This window comes from Pseudomonas sp. OST1909 (assembly GCF_015277575.1).
Lineage (GTDB): Bacteria > Pseudomonadota > Gammaproteobacteria > Pseudomonadales > Pseudomonadaceae > Aquipseudomonas > Aquipseudomonas synxantha_A.
This window is the reverse complement of record NZ_CP063780.1, coordinates 2,788,234-2,807,241: the sequence shown is the minus strand read 5'-3', so window position 1 is coordinate 2,807,241 and position 19,008 is coordinate 2,788,234. Positions and strand designations below refer to the sequence as shown.

Below are 19,008 nucleotides of genomic sequence, written 5' to 3'. Positions count from 1 at the left end.
AAAAGGCTCAGGACAACCAACCGCTGACCAACTGCCGCCCCATGGGCCACAACTGTTCGCCGAGCAGCATGCCCATCAGCCCCACCAGAGCAATGGCCGGCGGTGCGGGCGAACGGAAGCCCAGCGCGCCGTAGATCACGCCGACAAACAGGCCGATGGCCAAGGAAATCAGATAGTTCATGGTGACTACGCCCGGTTGATTGATGGGCTCAGCTTAAGGTGCGACTGGCTTCGGCATCGGCCAAGTGCTTCAGGATTTCGGCCAACCCGTGTACTGCGAAGGCGATACACCCAATTCACGGCGGAACATGTCGCTGAAACTGCTGGGCGAATACCCCAGGGCACGAGCAATGCCGCTCACCGACCGGCCCTGGATCAGTTCCGCCGCCGCCGTCGCCAACTGCACTTGGCGCCGCCACTGCGCGAAGCCCATGCCCAGGTGGTTCTGGAACAACCGCGCCAGGGTGCGCACGCTGGCACCGACAGTTTCGGCGTGCTGCTCGAAAGGGATGTCCAGGGACGGCGCAGCCATGACCGCCCGGCATACACTGCTTAGCCGACGATCAGTCGCCACCGGCATGACGATACGGATTTGCGAGCGGCGTGCCCGTTGCAGCTCCAACAGGGCCAGGCCAACGAGCGCCTCGTAGTAGCCGGCATCGGCGTGATCGACCTGCTCCACTAACGTCACGATCAATTCACGCAATAACCGGCCCACCTCAATCACCTGCACCTGACTGTCCAGCGTCGCCGCCAACGCCGGGCGCAGGTAGATGTTGCGCATCTGCAAGTCGGAGACAACACGGATGCCGTGTTCGACTCCCGGCGGCAACCACACGGCGCGCTGCGGCGCAACTATCAGGGCTTCACGGGGCGTCTCGACCCACATCACGCCGCTCATCGCATAGAGCAACTGGCCCCAATCATGGCGATGGGGTTCCACATACAACCCACGCGGGTACGTGCGTGCCAGGGGCTGCACTGGGACGGCTTGATCGCTGAGGTCGGGGGGCGCAGCCAGGGCCATGGCGGGTATATGTCAATCAAGGGAAAGGCGACCATGGTAAAGACTGGCCGCCGACAAGCGAACTGTTTTTACTCACCCGGCAGGCCCGGGTTGTCCGAGCCTGCAGGTAGATCACGTCAGGTGCGGGCCGACTTGGCGCACTCACAGCCGGTCGCGGCGGCGCAGGGCTCACCGTGGGCATGGTGCTCGGCACAGCCTTGGCAGCAATAACCCTTACCGTCCTTCATGATCGCATCGGCACCCAGTACGCATTTGCAATGTGGGCAAGCACAGGTTTTATCTGGCATGGTCAGACTCCTTCTTCATGGTCGTCCCGGTGCAGCGAACGCCACACCTTAAGCAGTGACTCCACGCAGAGCGCCAAGGTTCAGCGCCGTCAGTCGGCCGCCCGGGTATTGCTGCGGTACATGAACACCAGTGCCAGCGCCAGGCACAGCATCGCCACGATGCGGCTGCCCGACAATTCGATCGCCGGGTTGCCCAGCCAGCCAAAGTTGTCGATCAGCATGCCCATGCCCAATTGCCCGACAATCACCGCCACCGTGGCGACCGCCGTGCCAACCACAGGCACCGCGCCGACCATCACCAGCATGTACACCACGCCGAACAAGGCGCCGGTCAATTGCCATTTCGGCACATCCAGCAGGCTGACGGCGTGGGCCGGCTCGAAGAAGAATATCAACAACGCCGTGGTGAGCGCGCCGACGGCAAAGGTCAGCAGGCTGCTGCGCAATACGCCTACCGCCTGGCCCAGACGCCCGTTGATGGCGGCCTGCACACTCAACACCGCCCCCGCTGCAATCACCACCACCAGTAACATCATCAGATTCATCGTCTTACCCTCGTGCAATCAGAACCAGCGCCGCCACAATCAACGCCAATGCAATCCAGCGCTCGCCATTGACGCGCTTGCGCGCCGTGCCGAACCAGCCGAAGTGGTCGATCAACACACTCTTGCCCACCTGCCCCGACAAAATCGCAATCATGGTCATCGCGATACCGATATGGGGCGTGGCCAGCGTCAACACCACCACGTACATCGGCCCCAAAAGTCCGCCAATCAACTGCCAGCGCGGCAGTTCGGTGAACGCCGGGCCCTTCTGCGGGCCGCTGAACAGCAGCAGTAGAAGGAGAATCGCGGTGCCGACGCCGAAGATGCTCAAGGTCGCCCACAAATGCCCGACCTGCGCGCCCAATGGCCCGAGCAGGCCAGCCTCCACGGACAGGCCCATGCCCGCCAGAATCACCAACGGCAACAACAGCAACCGCAGAAAATTTTTGTTAGGTCTGGCCTGCGCCACACCTTCGATAGAACGTGCCTGCATAGATCACCTGCGCATCGACAAAGAAAACATGGCGCGCATTATCCGGTGGCCGTCCTGTGCGATAAATGGGAGCATACAAACAACACCTTTGCGCAATACGCACAGCCAGGAGAGATGATGCAGGGTTTGAATGAGCTGAGTTTCAAGGCGCTGCGCCTGTTCGTCGCCGTGCTGGACCATGGCAGTTTTTCCGAAGTGGCCCGCCGAGAAAGCCTGGCGCCCTCCTCCATTTCGCGGCAGATTCAACTGATGGAACAGGCCCTCGGCCAGCAATTGCTGTACCGCCACACCCGCGCCGTAAGCCCCACCGAAGCCGGGCGCCTGCTGGGGCGTCACGCGCGGCTGGTACTGGAGCAGTTGGAAACGGCGAACCAAGCCCTGCAGGAACAGGACAGTGAGCCCAGCGGGCTGGTGCGTATCAATGCGCCGATGGTATTCGGCCAGCGCCACCTTTCACCGTGGTTGGGGGAACTGTGCCGGCGCTACCCGAAGCTGCAACTGGATATCCAGCAAACCGACACCTTCGTCGACCCACTGCAAGACGGCACCGACCTGCTGTTTCGCATTGGCGTGCTCAATGATTCGGGTATGCAGGCACGCATCTTCGCGCCCCAGCGCTTTCGCATCGCCGCCAGCCCCGCCTACCTGGCGCAACACGGCATGCCGCGCCACCCCGACGAACTGGTCGGCCACCACTGCCTGGCCTACAAAGGCATCACGGGCCAGCAACGCTGGTTCTTCCGGCGCGGCCAAAGTGACTGGACCTCCTACAGCGTCAAGGGCCCGATCACCGGCAACCACGCCGACACCCTGACCCACGCCGCCGAACAGGGCCTGGGCCTGGTGGTGTTTCCGTCCTGGCTGATTGGCGAAAGCCTGCGCGCCGGCAGTTTGCAGGCCGTGCTGACCGACTATGAAGTGGCGACCACCCTGGAGCCCCAGCAGATAGCCGCACTGTGGCCGGGCAGCCGCAGATTGTCGTTGAAAGTGCGTACGGTGATCGACTATTTCGTGGAGTGTTTTGGGACGGTGCCGTATTGGGATCGGCAGATCAAAACAACCACTGCCCAATCAACCACGCATTCGCCCCACTGATCACCGCGAACAGGAACCACGCCAACAGCCGCGTGGGCAGTCGATTGACGAAAGGCCCCATCAACTGCTTGTCTCCGGTCATGCGAATCAGTGGATACAGCGCGAACGGCAACTGCAGGCTGAGTACCACCTGGCTGAGAATCAGCAGCTTGCCGATGGCATCGTCGCCCATCAGCCATACCCCAAGGAACGCCGGGATCAACGCCAGTCCGCGAGTGATCAGGCGGCGTTGCCAGCAGGGTATGCGCAGGTTCAGGTAGCCCTCCATGATCACTTGCCCGGCAATGGTGCCGGTAAAGGTCGAACTCTGCCCCGATGCCAGCAACGCGATACCGAACAGGATGCTGGCGAAGGCGCCGCCTACCAGTGGGTCAAGCAGGTGATAGGCGTCCTGGATTTCCACCACATCGGTATGGCCCGTCTTGTAGAACGCCGCAGCGGCCAGCACCAAGATCGCTGCGTTGACCAACAGGGCCAGGGCCAGGGAACCGATGGTGTCGATACGCGCCAGCTTGACCGCGTCCTGCTTGCTCGCCAGGTCCTTGCCGATCAGGCGCGTCTGCACGATGGAGGTGTGCAGGTAGAGGTTATGGGGCATGACCGTGGCGCCAAGGATGCCGATTGCCAGGTACAACGGCGCCGCGTCGCTGATCGCCGACAGTGAAGGCGTGAAACCGCTGAGCACGTCGGGCCAGTAGGGTTTGATCATCACCAGTTCGATAAAGAAGCACACGCCGATGGTCGCCACCAGCGCCAGCATGATCGCTTCAAGGCGGCGGAAGCCGCGGTTTTGCAGGGCCAGGATCAACAGCGTGTCGAAGGCGGTGATGACAATGCCGGTGGTCAGCGACACGCCAAGCAGCAGGTGAAACGCCAGGGCGCAACCGAGCACTTCGGCAAGATCGGTGGCGATGATGGAGATTTCCGCCAACAGCCACTGGGTACGTGAGGAGCGCTTGCTGTAACGCTCGCGGCACAGCTGCGCCAGGTCCTTGCCAGTGGCGATGCCCAGCCGTGAGCACAGGCACTGCACCGCCATCCCCGCAAGGCTGGCCAGCAGCACCACAAATAGCAGGCTGTAGCCGTAGCGTGAACCGGCTTCAATGGCGGTCGCCCAATTGCCCGGGTCCATGTAGCCAATGGAGATCAACAAGCCGGGGCCGGCGAACATCAACATGCGCTTGAAAAACGACGCCTTGGGGTCAACGGCAACAGAGCCGGCCACTTCCGGCGGGCAGAAGGGGGCGGTAGCGATTTTCGGCAGGTTGAATTTCACGCGCAATTCCAGACAATACACTAGGCTTGGGCAGCAGCTTATCAGTCGGACGCGACTGTGCGCATCACCGTATCTCGCGGCAAATCAAAGGCCTCTACCACTTGCACCACCAGGTCCAGCTCCTGGTTCAGCGCCTCGCGCTCCATGCGCTGACGAATCACACCAACCACCAATACCGCCAAGGTGGTGATCGAATACGCCGGGCCGGAAAACGCTCGCACGCCGCTGACCAGCAACATCGCCGCAGCCAGCGCCTGGCCCACCACCGGAATCGCCGTGGCTGCACCCCGACGCAGGATAAACCCGGTCAGCCCGGCCAGCGCGGTACCGCTCAAGGCCGTGGCGGCTGAACGGCCCACGTCGAAGCGGGTGAACACCCCCTGCTCTTTTTGCGCGGCGGCCTTGAGTTCGGCGTCGAACGCCTGACGGTCGGCGCGGCTGAGTTTGTCCTTGTACTGCTCGATCAGTTTTTCAGCGGCCTGCGCTTCGATATCCGCCAGCGCCACGCTTTCAAGCGGCTCGTCGAACTTGATGCCCAGGCGTTGCGCCACCTCCTCGGCAATCTGGCGATAGCTCACCCCGTGACCACGGGCCAGGTTCATGAAGCTATCACCGCCCATGCGCTGCAACTCGATGGCCAGTTTCAGCGGTTCACGCACACTGGCGTCGATCGAGGCACTGCGCTTTTGCGCCATCAGCTCGGCTAAAAACTTCAGCTCTTCGGGCCGCGCCTGCACCAGCACCGGGAACAGTTCGGCATCTTCTTCGGCAAAGCGCACTTCGCTGCTGCGCAGGTCCGCGCGGATCAGGCCACGGCGCTCCTGCAGCAAGTCGGTGTACTGCACCACCGTCTTCAATTGCGGCCAATAAGCGGCATGATCGAAGCTGGCCAGATGCACATTGGTGACCTTGGTCTTGAGTGCAGGCGTGACGTCAATCGCATAACGGCCGATGCAGCGCTCGCTATCCGGTTTCAAGGCCAGCGCCCAGTCCTTGCTGGAATGGCAGTTGATCAGCCGCCCCTTGAGCGGCGCCGACACGTCATCCCAGGGGCTTGACGTACAGATCGCCCCGCCCATCAGCAACAGGTTATTCAACGGCAGCTCGCGGGCGATATCGGGGCTGGCCAACAGACTCTTGACCAGAATACGTGCGCCCAGGGAATGACCGATCAGGTTGATGCGCCGCACCGGCAGCGACTCGTCGTGCAGGTAGCCGGCCAGTTCAGGCAACAAGGTCCTGGCCACTTCATCGACCCGCGCCTCGACACTTTTGTAATGGTCAAGAAAATAGGCAATCGCCCTACCGACGCCCACCGTCGCTGCGCCCAGGCCACCACCGCCGAGCATCGAAGCGATCACATCCTTGAACGGCGCAAACAGGTTTTCCAGAAAGTGCCCCGCCGGCCAGAACAGCATCAGGTTGGTCGAGCCTTCGATACCCGCCAGTTGTGCCTTGAAATTGCCCAGTTGCTGGCGGTTGAAGAAGGCCGAATAACCGTGAACATAGAGATTGAGCACATCCCCCTGGGGCTCGCCACATAGAACGAATGTGGGCTTGCGGGTGCGGTGCATTTCATCCCACTGGTGTTGCATGGGCCGGTGACTCCTGGTGGCAAGGGATGGCGATAGTAACAAACAGTGCCCGCAAGGAAGGTGAATCCTGACGGGCGTTAGCCACGTTCGGAACAACGGGAATAGCCCGAGTCGAGCACACCACGGTTCAGCCAGAGCCAACACTTCACCTGTGTGGCGAGGGAGCTTGCTCCCGCAGCAGTTCCACTCTGGCGAAGAACACAGCGGCTTCAACAGGCAAAGTTGTCAATCTTGACCTGGCCATCCGGAAAGGTTGCGATGATTTCCAACTCGCCCCCCATCGCACGTATGTAGTCACGCAACGTACTGATGTACATATCAGTTCGACGCTCCATCTTCGAAACCGCTGCCTGGTTGATATTCAATGCCTTCGCCAGGCTTGCCTGACTCAACTGCTGAGCCTTGCGCAGCTCATGCAGTGGCATTTCTTTCAAATGTTGCTCGAATATCCGTTCGGCATCGGCGCGCGACTCGGGCGTCATGCGAGCTTTCAGTTCCGCGAATTTCTTAGCCATGGTCACGGCCCTCTTTACGCAATATGTCTAAATGTACGTCGTACAGCTTTTCAGCCAAGGGTACGTACTCGTGGTACCAACGGTGCTGTGCGGTTTTATCGCCACCTATCAGCAACACTGCACTGCGCCGAAAATCGAAGGCATACAACACTCTATAAGGTCGTCCTGCATGCTGTACCCGCAGCTCTCGCAGGTTGCCGTGTCGAGCGCCCTTGATATCGCTGCTATGAGGAAAGCGCAGCCCCGGCCCGAACAGCTCCAGCAAATCAACACTGGCAGCTACCGAAGACTGCTCCTTTGCATCCAAGCCACCCCACCAGTCTCCGAATTCATCCGTGTATTCAATGTCCCAGACCATGCAAATATGCCACCCAAGGAATATAAACTCAAGGGCATAACTTTAGGTCGACGTTGGTTAGCCAGCCAGCCGCGCTCCGGAAGAAATTGTGTGTACATTCTTCAGCCTGGCGGGTGAGCAATAAACTCTGTGCATTCAGGAACCAGTATTACTTCAAAAAAAAACCGCCCTTTCGGGCGGTTGAAAAAACTCGGCCTTGATCAAAAACCGAGGGAGAAACTCACCGTCACTGCATGGTCCTTGTCGTTGCGCGAGAGTTGACCCGAGTAACCCAGGCCCAGCTTGCCGTTCTGGCTGATCTGGTAGTCCAGGCCCGCTTCCACCACCGCGCTGTCCTTGGCAATCGGCACGCCCTGGGTGCTGAACGAGCCACCGCCATTGATGAAGCTCAGGTCGGCGTCAGGCTTGGTATCGCCGAAGGCATGGCGCCAGCCGATGCTGCCCCGTGGGGTGATTTTCGAGCCGTTGCCCAAGGTAAAGGTCTGGCCGATGCGTACGCCCAAGGTCGAGTAGGTAATATTCTGGTCGGCATCGCCACGCAGGGCTGCCGAACCGCCTTTCTCCTTGATCGTATCGCTGTCGTAGTTGACGTAGGCCAGGCCAGCGAACGGTTCCAGGGCAACGCTGGCGGTTTGGATGGTGTAGCCGACCTCACCGAACACCTGGGCACTGCGTGCCTTGTAGTCGGCTTTCAGGCGTTGGCCCTCACCGCCGACCGCCACGTTGCGTTTGCTTTCGATGTCATGCCAGCTGTACGCCACGCCCATGCGTGCGGCGAAGGCTTCCTGCTGGTAGGCGGTGTAAGCCATCAAGTGGTAGCTGTCCACATCGGCACTGGAATTACGGCGCTTGGCATCCAGATCACTGCGTGTGTAGCCGGCGGCCACACCGACGCGCCAGGCGTCGTCCACTTGCTTGTCGGTGCCGAGCAGGAAGCCGCTGAGATTGCGATCCAGCTTGGCGGTGTTGCTGTCACCGCCCATATGGCCCCAGGTGCCGAGTACGCGCATCCAACCGACCATCTCGCCGTGGCAACCGGCGCTGCTCAGGTGGTTTTCGCTCGGCGCCAGGGCATTGCGTGGGTCGTCCTCGCGGTAGCAACCAGGTTGGCGCATACGCTCGTTGACCGCGTCACGTACGTAACGGGAATCTTCGAGCATCGCGCTGGCGGTGCTGGCATGAATCTCGCCAGACAAGCTGTCGAAGGCTGCACGCGCCCCGGCCACATCAGCGTTGAGCAACGCGTTCTGTACCGCCACGCCACCGACGGCTGCGCCGCTGCCCAGGGCCGCCGCCACGCCGCGCTGGTTAGCGGTAGCCGCCACACTGGCATAGCTGACGTTGTTGCGGCTGACCGCCAGTGCCACCTGGGTTGGGCTGTAGTTCAACGCAGTAGTCAGGAACGCCAGGTTCTCCAGGTTGGTGGTGGCAAAGGTGCCGTTGACCGCGCCCGCGGTCAGCAGGGTGTAGGTGGTCGCGCCGGCATACGGTGCCAGGTTGATCACATTCAAGGTGCCGCCCAGGTTGGCAGTGCCGCCCACGGCCAGGGAGCCGGTGGTGGATGGGGTAATCACCAGATTCAGCGCGCCCGTGCTGGCGTTGGTGAAGTTGCCGGCCACGGTCAACTTGCCGCCGTCAGGCGTCACTGAGCCGTTGTTGACCAGCGAACCGACACTGCCGTTGCCGGTCAGGCCCGCACCGTTGGCCACGGTGACCTGGCCACCGAGCACCGCGCCTGGGTTGGCCGCATTACCCACCTGCAGCACGCCCTCTTGCACCGCTACGGTCCCGCTGAACGGCTGGTTGCCGGTCAGCAACAGCGCACCGGTGCCTTGCTTGACCACCGCACCGGTGCCGCTCAAGGTGCCGTTGAATTGGCCATTACTGCTTTGGGCAAATACCAGACTGGCGTTGTCGAGGATGCTGCCTTGCAGGCTGGTGGTATTGCCCACCAGCGTACCGCCACTGACCGTAGTGCCGCCGGTGTAGGTATTGGCGCCGGTCAGCAGCAACGTGCCGGAATCCAACTTGTTGATCCCACCGGTTCCCACCAGCGGTGCATCGATCTGGGCAGTCACGCCGGAGTTGACCCGCACCGCAGCCAGGCTGCCATCCGCCGCATTGGTCGGGCTCAAGCTGCCCCCAGCGCCGGCCGTCAGGGTGTAACCGGCGTCAAGGAATTGCAGGCCGGTAAAGCCTTGGTTACCGACAACCGTCACGGTGCCGCCCTGCCCGCCAAATACCGCGAACTGGTTGGTGGACGCCTGCCCTTGGGTACCGGTAGGGTCGGTCCAGTTGGTGCCCGGGCCCCAGGTGCCACTGCCACCGGTGATGGTGCCGTCGGGGTTGGTGGTGCCGCCGTTCCAGAACTGGATCTGCCCTGGCGCGTTTTGCACCACCAGGTTGAGCTGGTTGGCCAGCGCGGTTTGCAGGCTCACGTTGCCCAAGGCGACGGGCAAGGTGCCAAAGGTAAGGCCGTTATCGACCAAGCTGCCGCCATAGCGGAACAGTTGATACACGCCCAGACCGAAGCCGCCCGCATCGCTGACGTTGAGCGTACCGTCCAGGGTCAGGTTGCCAGCGACATTCACCGCAGTGCTCGAAGCACCCGGTGCGCCGAGGGCAAAGTCCAGCGTGGTACCCGACGACAAGGCCAGCGAGCCCACCGACAGTGGGGACGCCGAGCCCGCCTTGAGCATCGAACCGTCCGCCATGCTCACCGCACCGCCCAAGGTGCCGCTGCCACCCAGGGTCGCGCCGCCGGCAACTTGAACCGCAGCGCTGTTCAAGGTGCCGTTGACCAACAGGCTGCCGGTGTTGACGTTGGTAGTGCCGGTAAAGGTGTTGTTACCGGTCAGCAGCAACGCGCCGGTGCCGGTTTTGTTCAGTACGCCCGTGCCGGTGAGGTTGCCGGTGTAGGTGCCGTCGGTGGCTTGCTCAAAGGTCAATGCCGCATTGTTGGCGATGGCGCCTTGCAGGCTGTTGGTGTTACCGGTGGTGGTGCCACCGTTGAGCGTGGTGCCGCCACTGTAGGTGTTGGCACCCGCCAGCAGCAAGGCGCCGCTGCCGTTTTTCACCAGGCTGCCGGTGCCGCTGACGACGCCGTTGAGGGCCAGGTCATGGCTGCCGGCCAGGGTCAGCGGGCCGCCCAGGTTGACGGCATTGGCCAGTTGCAGGTCAGTGCCACCATCCAGTTGCGCAGCGCCGCCGACAGTCAGGGCACCGCTGCCCAGTGCGGCGTTATTGCCCAGCACCAGTTGACCGGCGTTGAGGCCGGTGACGCCGCTGTAGCTGTTGGTGCCGTTGAGGGTCAAGGTTGCAGCGCCGTTTTTCACCAGGCTGCCGCTGCCGCTGATGTCACCATTGAGGGTCAGCGCGTTGCTGCCGCCAATCGCCAGGGCGCCGTTGAGTACCGCTGCATTGGCCAGGCTCACTGCCGCGTTGCTGTCCAGGGTGGTGCCCGCCGCGGCAGTCAGTACGCCGGTGCCCAGGGCACTGTTGTTGCCGACCACCAGGGTGCCGCCATTGAGCGCAGTGCCGCCGGTGTAGCCATTGGCGCCGTTGAGCACCAGGGTGCCGCTGTCGAGCTTGGCCAGGGTACCGGCACCATTGAGCGTGACGCCCAGGGTGGCGGTCACGTTCGGATCGACCCGCACCGCGGTGTTGCCGGTGCCGCCATTGACCAGGTTAAGCACACCCGCCGTGCCGGAGGCCAGGTTGTAGCCATCGGTGACAAACTGCATGCCGGTGATGTTTTGCGTGCCGTCCACCGTCACATTGCCGGCTGCACCCTGGAACACTGCGAAACTATTGGTCCAGCCTTGATTGAGCGTGCCGTCGACATTGGTCCAGTTGGTATTACCGGCGCTCCAGGTACCGTTACCACCGTCGATGGCAGCGTTGCCGATCAGGTTATTGCCATCCCAGAACTGCACAGTAGTGTTAGGTGCAGTCACCAGCAGGTTGACCTTGTTGCTGATGGCGGTCTGCACTTGCAGATCGCCCGGCACCACGCTGCCCGGCAGTATGCCGAGGGTCAACCCGTTGTCGGTAAGCGCCCCGCCGTAGTTGATGAGGTTATAGACGCCGCTGCCAAAGCCGCCGATATCGGTGACGTTGAGGTTGCCGTCCAGGGTCAGGTCGCCGCCGACATTCAGCAGCCCGGTGCCGCCGCCCACAACTGGGGTGCCTAGACCGACATCCAGATTGGAGTTGCCGCCCAGCACCAGCGAGCCCACCGACAGCGTGCTGCCGGTGTTCAGGCCGATATGGCCGCCGTCGGCGACAGTCACGGCACCACCAAGAGCACCGCTGCCGGTCAGGGTCGCGCCGTTGTTGACCGTCACCGTGGCACTGGCCAGCGAGCCTGTGACATTCAAGGTGCCGCCATTGACGTTGGCTGCGCCGCTGATGCCATTGGTGCCGCTCAGGTTGAGCACACCGCTGCCGTTTTTATCCAGGCCGCCGGTACCGCCCAGCGAACCGCCAAAGGTGTTGTCCAGGTTGCTGCCGCCCACCGCCAGCGTGCTACCGCCCGCCACCTGCACCGCGCCGTTGCCGGCCAGCGTGTTGAGGCTGGCATTGCCGCCCAGGTTGAGGCTGGCGCCGCTGCCGACAGTAACGCCGGAAGTGCTGCCCAGTGCGCCGTTACCCAACGTAGTCACGCTGCCGCCGGCCACAGTCAGCGGGCCGCTGAAACTGTTATTGCCAGTGAGCAACAGGTCCGCCGCGCCATTTTTGATCAGCGCCGCATTGCCGGCCAGTACCCCGGCCAGGGTCAGGTTATTGCTGCCTGCGACGGTCAGGTCGCCATTCAGATTGACCGCGTTGGCCAGCACCAGCGGCGTGCTGTTGGCCAGGGTCACCGCACCGCCGACGGTCAAGGCGCCCGACCCCAGAGCTGTGGCGTTGCCCAAGGTCAACGTACCGGCATTGAGGGTTGTGCCACCGCTGTAGGTGTTGGCGCCGTTGAGCGTCAGGTTGGCGCCGCCGGCCTTGGTCAGGGAACCGCTGCCATCGACTACGCCATCAAGGCTCAGATCATTGCTGCCGCCGACTGTCAGCGCAGCATTCAGGCTGGTGTTATTGGCCAGGGCCAGTGCAGCGCTGGTATCCAGAGTCGCGACGCCATTGACTGCCAGAGCACCGCTCCCCAGGGCCGATGCGTTGCCCAGGGTCAACGACCCCGCGTTCAGTTGGGTGCCACCGAGGTAGGCATTGGCGCCATTAAGGGTCAGGTTGCCCGCACCGGTTTTGGTCAGGCCGCCGGCACCACTGACCACACCGTTCAAGCTCAGGTCGGCAGTCCCCAGAATGTCCAGATTACCGGCCAGGTTCAGGGTATTGGCCAAAGCCACCGCGGTGCTGCTGTCGAGGCTGGTACCGGCTGCCGCGTTCAACGCGCCACTGCCCAGTGCGCTATTGGAGCCCAGGATCAAGGCGCCGACGTTGAGTGCGGTTGGCCCGGCGTAAGTGTTGTTACCACTGAGGGTCAGGTTGGCGATGCCATTTTTGATCAGGCTGCCGGTGCCTGCCACGGTGCCGGCCAGGGTCAAGGCGTTGCTGCCGCCAACAGTCAACGTACCGTTGACGTTCACATTGTTGGCCAGGTTGACCGCAGCGTTGCTGTCCAAAGTGGTGCCATTGGCGGTGGTCAACACGCCACTGCCCAGGGCACTGTCATTGCCGACCACCAGCGTGCCGCCATTGAGCGCGGTGCCACCGGTGTAGCTGTTGGCCCCGTTGAGTACCAGGGTGCCGGTGTCCAGCTTGGCCAGGGTACCGCCGCCATTGAGCGTGACGCCCAGGGTCGCGGTGACGCCAGGGTCGACCCGCACGGCGGTGTTGCCGCCGGTGCCATTGAACAGGGTCAAGGCCCCCGCCGTGCCACCCGCCAGGTTGTAGCCATCGGTGACGAACTGCAACCCTGTGATAGCTTGCGCGCCGTCAACGGTGACGGTGCCCGCTGTGCCCTGGAATACCGCAAAGCTGTTCGGCGCCCAGGTTGTATTGAATGCACCGTTGACGCCGGTCCAGTTGCCGGTGCCAGCGCTCCAGGTACCGCTGCCGCCTTCGATGGCACCGTTGCCGGTGACTTGACTGCCGTCCCAGAACTGCACGTTGGTACTGCCGTTGACCAGCAGGTTGACCTGGTTGCCGATGGCTGTTTGCAGGTCCAGGTCAGCGGCCGGGATATTCACCGGCAGGCTGCCCAGTTGCAGGCCGTTGTTGGTCAGGCCGCCGGTGTAGTCGATCAGGCGATAGATACCGGTGCCGAAGCCGCCGATATCACTCACGTTGAGCGTACCGTCCAGGGTCAGGTTGCCGTTGACCTGTACCAGCGCCGTACCGCCGGTGGATGGCGCGCCAAGGCCGGCATCCAGGTTGGAGTTGGCATTGAGCAACAACGAGCCGGTGGTCAGGGTAGCGCCCGAGTTGACCGCCAGGTGGCCGCCATCGGCGATGACCACATTGCCCAGCAAGGTACCGACACCGCCCAGGGTTGCGCCGCTGCCCACGCTCACATTGGCGCTGGCCAATGAGCCGTTGACGAGTAGGCTGCCGCCATTGACCAGCGTATCGCCGGTCAGCGCGCTGAGGCCACCGAGGGTCAGGGCGCCCGTGCCGTCCTTGGCAAAGTTGCCGAGCCCGGCCAATACGCCGTCGAACGTGCTGTCGAGGTTATTACCGCCAACGCTCAACGTGCTGCCCGCCCCGACTGTCGCCAGCCCTGTGCCGGTGAGCGCGCCCAGGCTGGCGGTACCGCCCAGGTTCAAGGAGGTACCGACCGCCAGATTGACGCCGGCACCGACACCCAATGCCCCATTGCCCACTGTGGTAAGGCTGCCCGATTGCACATCGAACAAGCCGTTGAAGGTGTTGTTGCCGGTCAGGCTCAAATCAGCCGTGCCGGTTTTGATCAGGTCACCACTGCCTGCCAGCACACCCGCGAGGGTCAGGTTGTTATTGAGACCACCCACTGTCAGGCCTGCATTGAGGTTGACCGCGTTGGCCAGCACCAGCGGTGTGCTGTTGGCCAAGGTGGCCGCACCGCCGACCGTCAAAGCGCCGGTACCCAGCGCCGCTGCCGTACCGAGGGTCAAGGTGCCCGCATTGAGGGTGGTACCGCCTTGATAGGTATTGACGCCATTGAGCGTCAGGTCGGCGGCGCCGTTCTTGACCAGCTCGCCAGTGCCACTGAGCAGGCCACCCAGGGTCAAGTCATTGCTGCCGGCCACGGTCAGCGCCGCGTTCAAGACGGCATTGTTACCGATGGTCAAGGCTGCATTGTTATCCAGGGTTGCGGCGCCACCGACGGTGAGATTGCCCAACCCCAGCGCCGCCGCATTACCCAGGGTCAGCGTACCAGCGTTCAGTGTGGTGCCACCGAGAAAGGCATTGGCACCTGTCAGGGTGAGGTTGGCAGCGCCGTCTTTAGTCAGGCTGCCGGCGCCATTGATCGCCCCCGTCAGGGCCAGGTCGGCGGTGCCGCCGATGCCTAGATTGCCCGCCAGGTTGATTGCATTGTTGACGCTCAGCGCAGTGCTTGCATCCAGGGTTGTACCGCCTGCCGCATTGAGCACGCCAACGCCCAACGCGCTATTGGCCGCCAGCACCAGACCACCCGCATTCAAGGCCACCGGGCCAAGGAAGATATTGCTGCCACCCAGGGTCACAGTGGCCGCGCCATTTTTGATCAAGCCGCCCGTGCCGCCAATCACGCCGTTGAGCGCCAACGCGTTGCTGCCCGCCAGGTTCAGGTCGCCGTTGAGGGTGACGTCATTGCCAAGCGCTGCCGCGGTATTGCTGTCCAGCGTGGTGCCCGCCGCAGCGGTCAGGGCGCCAGTGCCCAGCGCGGTGTTGCTGCCGACCACCAACGTACCGCCATCGAGCAAGGTGCCACCGGTGTAGCTGTTGGCGCCACCGAGTACCAGTGTGCCGGTATCGAGTTTATTCAGGGCACCTGCCCCGGTGATATCGACGCCAATGGTCGCGGTTGCCAGCGGGTCGACACGCACCGCGAAGTTGCCACTGCCGGTGCTCAATTGCCCCCCGGTGCCATTGACCAGATTGTAGCCATCGGTGACGAATTGCATGCCAGTAAGGGTCTGCGCACCTTCCACGCTGACGGTACCCGCCGCGCCCTGGAACACCGCAAAACCGCCGCCCCAGGTCTGGTTGAGAATGCCGTCGGCCGAGGTCCAGTTGGTGCCGCCCGCCGTCCAGGTGCCGCTGCCACCGTCAACACTGCCGTTGGGCACGGTGTTGCTGCCGTCCCAGAAACGGATGTTCGGTGCCGACACCACCAGATTGACCTGGCTGCCCACCGAGGTTTGTACCAACAGGTCACCCAGGCCATAGCCCAACGGCACGCTGTTGACGTTCAATGCGCCGGCCAGGCTGCCGGTATAGTTGATCAACCGATACACACCGGCACCGAAACCACCGGCATCGCTGACGTTCAGGTTACCGGCCAGGTTCACATTGCCACCGACATTCAGCAACGAAGTCAGCGAAGGTGCACCGAGGGCCACATCCAGATTGCCGCCGGCGCTCATGTTCAAGCTGCCGGCGGATAAGGTCGCCCCGCTACCCAGGGCCAAGTGCCCGCCGTTGTTGATATTCACCGCACCCAACAGCGAACCGCTGCCGGTCAGCGTGCCGCCGCTATTCACGTCAACCACCGCACTGCCCAGGGAACCGGTGAGGTTCAAGGTGCCTGCGTTGATCGCCGTGTTACCACTGATGCCGTTGATCCCGGTGAGGTCCAGCGTGCCGGTGCCGACCTTGATCAAGCCACCCGCGCCACTGAGGCTACCGTCAAAGGTACTGCTGGTGCTCAGGCCGCCTACGGTGAGATTGAAACCACCGCCCACCGCCACGTCGCCCGTGCCGCTGAGGCCGGCCAGGCTGGAATCGACATTCAGGTTCAGCGCCGCACCGGCTGCCACGTTGGCGCCGGAACTGCCCGCCAGGGCATCGGCGCTCAACAGCGTGACGCTGCCAGACAGGATATCCACGGCGCCAGTGAAGGTGTTGCTGCCCGACAGGGCCAGATCGGCCAGGCCATTTTTGATCAGCGCACCCGCGCCGCTGATCACGCCGTTCAGGGCCAGGTCGTTATTGCCCGCGAGGCTCAAGTCGGCATTCAGTGCAATGTTGTTGCCGATCCCGAAGGCCGCGCTGTTATCCAGGGTGGCTGCGCCGCCGACCGTCAAGGCGCCACTGCCCAGCGCGCCCGCTGTGCCCAGGGTCAAGGTACCGGCATTGAGGGTGGCGCCGCCGCTGAAGGTGTTGGTGCCGTTGAGGGTCAGATTGGCCAGGCCGTCCTTGATCAGCAGGCCCGCGCCGCTGATTGTATTGCCCAGGGTCAGCGCATTGGTGCCGCCAACGGTCAGCCCGGCATTGAGGACAATGCCATTGCTCAGCGCAACCGGGGCGCTGCTGTCCAGAGTCGCCGCGCCGCCGACAGTCAGGTCGCCAAGGCCTAGCGCCGAGTTGCTGCCGACGGTCAATGTGCCCGCATTCAAGGTGGTGCCACCCAGGAAGCCATTGGCGCCACTGAGAATCAGGTTGGCCGCGCCGGTTTTGGTCAGGCTACCGGCACCATTGATGCCACCGCTCAGGGTCAGATCGGCGGTGCCGCCGATGCCCAGGTTGCCCGCCAGGTTGACCGCGTTGGTCAAGGTGACGGCCGTGCTGGCGTCCAGGGTCGTGCCCGCCGCCGCATTTAATGCTCCGGAGCCCAACGCGGTAGCGGAACCCACCACCAGCCCACCGGCATTCAGCGCAGTAATCCCGGTGCGGGTGTTGTTGCCGGTCAAGGTCAACAGGCCCGCACCGGTTTTGATCAAGCTGCCGGCGCCGGACATCACCCCGCCCAGCGTCAGCGGGTTGGTGCCGGTCAGCGTCAGGTTGGCGCCCAGCGCCACGTTGTTGGTGAGTAACGACGCACCGCCAGCATCAAGGTTCGCAGCACCCGTCACACTCAAGCCACCGCTGCCTAATGCGGTGTTATTGCCCAGCACCAGTGTGCCGGCGCCCAGGCTGGTGGTGCCGCTGTAGCCACTGTTGACGCCATTGAGGGTCAAGCTGCCCGCACCGCTGTGGGTGATCCCACTGGTGCCGGAAATCGCACCGCCCAAGGTCAGCGCGCCGGCGACGTCGGTGGTCAGGTTGCCGTTCAGGGTCAGCGCATTACCCAGGCTCACAGTACCGGGGGCCTGCAAGGTGGTGGCTGCACTGACCGTCACTGCGCTGCTGCTCAAGGCCAGGTTATTGCCCAGTTGCACCGAACCGCCGGCCAGGTTCGTCGCACCGGTGTAAGTATTGGCTCCGCTGAGGATCAGTTGCCCGGTACCGGCCTTGGTCAAGCCGCCCGCGCCCGAGAGCACACCGCTGAGGGTCAGCCCGGTCGAGGCACCCTGCACCGTCAAACCGCCAGTGCCCAGGGTCAGCAAATTGGACAGGGTCAAGCCATTGCCGGTGGCCTCAATGGTCCCGCCGTTGGCGGTCAACACACCGGTGCCGAAGGTGGTGTTGTTATTGAACTGCGAAATGCCGCCATTGAGGGTCGTGCTGCCGCTGACCAAAGGCCCTTGCAGGGTCCAGGTGCCGCTGTTGATGGTCAGGTTGTTGAAGTTGACATAGTTGGCGCTCGACGCTGTGCCAGTCCCCGTGATACCGCCGCCGACACCCGTGGTGTTCTGCAGGATCAAGGTGTTGCTGCCCAGCGCGCCACCGTCCACTTGGCCGGTGGGCGCGAATGTCAGGTTCACACCGAGCAGTCCGCCCAGGCTCGCGCCGATGCCGCCGCCGTTCGTTACGCTCGAACCGGTGACAGCGGTGAAGGTGTTGGTGCTGCCGGCCCCCATCGACACACCGCCGGAGATGGTCCCGGTGTTGAGAAAGGTGTTACCGGTGGCAGAGCTTTCGAACGCCACGCGCCCGGTCAGGGTGCCGTTGTTGGTCATGTTGACTTGCCCGCCGCCTTGCACCGCCACCACTGGGGTGTCGGATGTGAACAGTGACAAGCCGAGCAAGGACGAAGAGCCGATGGTGCCGTTGTTGACGATGGTGGTGATGCCGCCTGCACCGTTGGTGGCGTTCAGGGCCATGCCATCGAGCGAGGCCAGGTTGAGCCCGAGCAGCGCACCGGTACCGCGCATGATGCCGCTGGCGGTGTTGGTAATGTTCAATGCGCTGGCTGCCGTGTTGCCGATCACTACGCCACCGCTCAGCACTGAAACCAATCCCAGGAGTGCCGGGTCAATAGTGCCGGAGTTATTCAACGTGGCGTTGTTACCGGTCAGGGTCAACGCTTTGCCGCCCAGCGTCGCATTGAGTTGCGCTCCGGCGCTGACGTTGACCGTCAGGTCGTTGACCGCGCTGCTGAAGGTGTTGAGGAACAATGGCAATGACGGTACGCCCGTACAGGTCACCGTCGCGCCGGCTGCAGGACTTGCCGGCGTACAGGCGGCGAACACATCCGGGCTTGCCAGGCCCATGACCAAACCGGCCACGCCCAGGCGGATAGCAAGAGAAAGCGCAGAAATACGAGGTACAGCGGCAGTCGCAAGTCTTCTATCCACGTTCTACTCCTTGTGGTGCAAGCGTTTCGTCCATGAATGCGTATAAAGCCCGGGTTTAACCTTCCACACGCATCGAATTCGAAATACCTGACCGTGTTGACTAACAATCCAGTTTGTCGAAACGTTAGTAGAGCCACGGAAAAGTCATTGAATTAAATGGTATTAATACTTTCGTAAAACCCTCGAACGAATGGGGTAACAACCAACATCCATTGACTGTCGCGAC

Annotated in this window: 11 protein-coding genes; 1 reads left to right on the top strand and 10 read right to left on the bottom strand. The window is 62.8% G+C overall.

Features of this window, described 5'->3' with window-relative positions:
- Window positions 1-7 precede the first annotated feature (7 nt).
- The 5 genes from IH404_RS12315 to IH404_RS12295 form a co-directional block, all read right to left on the bottom strand.
- Window positions 8-181 (bottom strand): DUF1427 family protein, encoded by a 174-nt coding sequence (locus tag IH404_RS12315; protein ID WP_005787598.1) that lies wholly within the window; start codon window positions 179-181, stop codon window positions 8-10.
- A 69-nt stretch (window positions 182-250) separates the two neighbouring features.
- Window positions 251-1,027 (bottom strand): helix-turn-helix transcriptional regulator, encoded by a 777-nt coding sequence (locus IH404_RS12310; RefSeq protein ID WP_005787596.1) that lies wholly within the window; start codon window positions 1,025-1,027, stop codon window positions 251-253.
- 116 nt (window positions 1,028-1,143) lie between these two features.
- Entirely contained in the window at window positions 1,144-1,314 is a 171-nt protein-coding gene (locus IH404_RS12305) for a metallothionein (protein WP_032803483.1), read from the bottom strand.
- Window positions 1,315-1,403: 89 nt separating this feature from the next.
- Window positions 1,404-1,859, bottom strand: a complete 456-nt coding sequence (locus tag IH404_RS12300; RefSeq protein WP_005787594.1) for a DMT family transporter — start codon at window positions 1,857-1,859, stop codon at window positions 1,404-1,406.
- Window positions 1,860-1,863: 4 nt separating this feature from the next.
- Window positions 1,864-2,352, bottom strand: a complete 489-nt coding sequence (locus IH404_RS12295; RefSeq protein ID WP_194440523.1) for a DMT family transporter — start codon at window positions 2,350-2,352, stop codon at window positions 1,864-1,866.
- A 117-nt stretch (window positions 2,353-2,469) separates the two neighbouring features.
- Between IH404_RS12295 and IH404_RS12290 the strand changes: the two genes are divergently transcribed.
- On the top strand, window positions 2,470-3,447 hold the full coding sequence (locus tag IH404_RS12290; RefSeq protein WP_194440522.1) for a LysR family transcriptional regulator: 978 nt from the start codon (window positions 2,470-2,472) through the stop codon (window positions 3,445-3,447).
- On the opposite strand, the gene IH404_RS12285 is transcribed toward IH404_RS12290, so the two are convergent.
- The 5 genes from IH404_RS12285 to IH404_RS12265 form a co-directional block, all read right to left on the bottom strand.
- Window positions 3,404-4,723, bottom strand: coding sequence for an Nramp family divalent metal transporter (locus IH404_RS12285; RefSeq protein WP_194440521.1), 1,320 nt, complete (start codon window positions 4,721-4,723; stop codon window positions 3,404-3,406). The genes IH404_RS12290 and IH404_RS12285 overlap by 44 nt on opposite strands.
- A 41-nt stretch (window positions 4,724-4,764) precedes the next feature.
- On the bottom strand, window positions 4,765-6,318 hold the full coding sequence (locus IH404_RS12280) for a DUF726 domain-containing protein (RefSeq protein ID WP_194440520.1): 1,554 nt from the start codon (window positions 6,316-6,318) through the stop codon (window positions 4,765-4,767).
- Between the two features lie 209 nt (window positions 6,319-6,527).
- Window positions 6,528-6,833 (bottom strand): XRE family transcriptional regulator, encoded by a 306-nt coding sequence (locus IH404_RS12275; RefSeq protein ID WP_005787584.1) that lies wholly within the window; start codon window positions 6,831-6,833, stop codon window positions 6,528-6,530.
- Window positions 6,826-7,191, bottom strand: a complete 366-nt coding sequence (locus IH404_RS12270) for a type II toxin-antitoxin system RelE/ParE family toxin (protein WP_005787581.1) — start codon at window positions 7,189-7,191, stop codon at window positions 6,826-6,828. Before IH404_RS12270 ends, IH404_RS12275 begins: the two co-directional genes overlap by 8 nt.
- A 200-nt stretch (window positions 7,192-7,391) precedes the next feature.
- On the bottom strand, window positions 7,392-18,782 hold the full coding sequence (locus tag IH404_RS12265) for an autotransporter-associated beta strand repeat-containing protein (RefSeq protein WP_194440519.1): 11,391 nt from the start codon (window positions 18,780-18,782) through the stop codon (window positions 7,392-7,394).
- Window positions 18,783-19,008 lie beyond the last annotated feature (226 nt).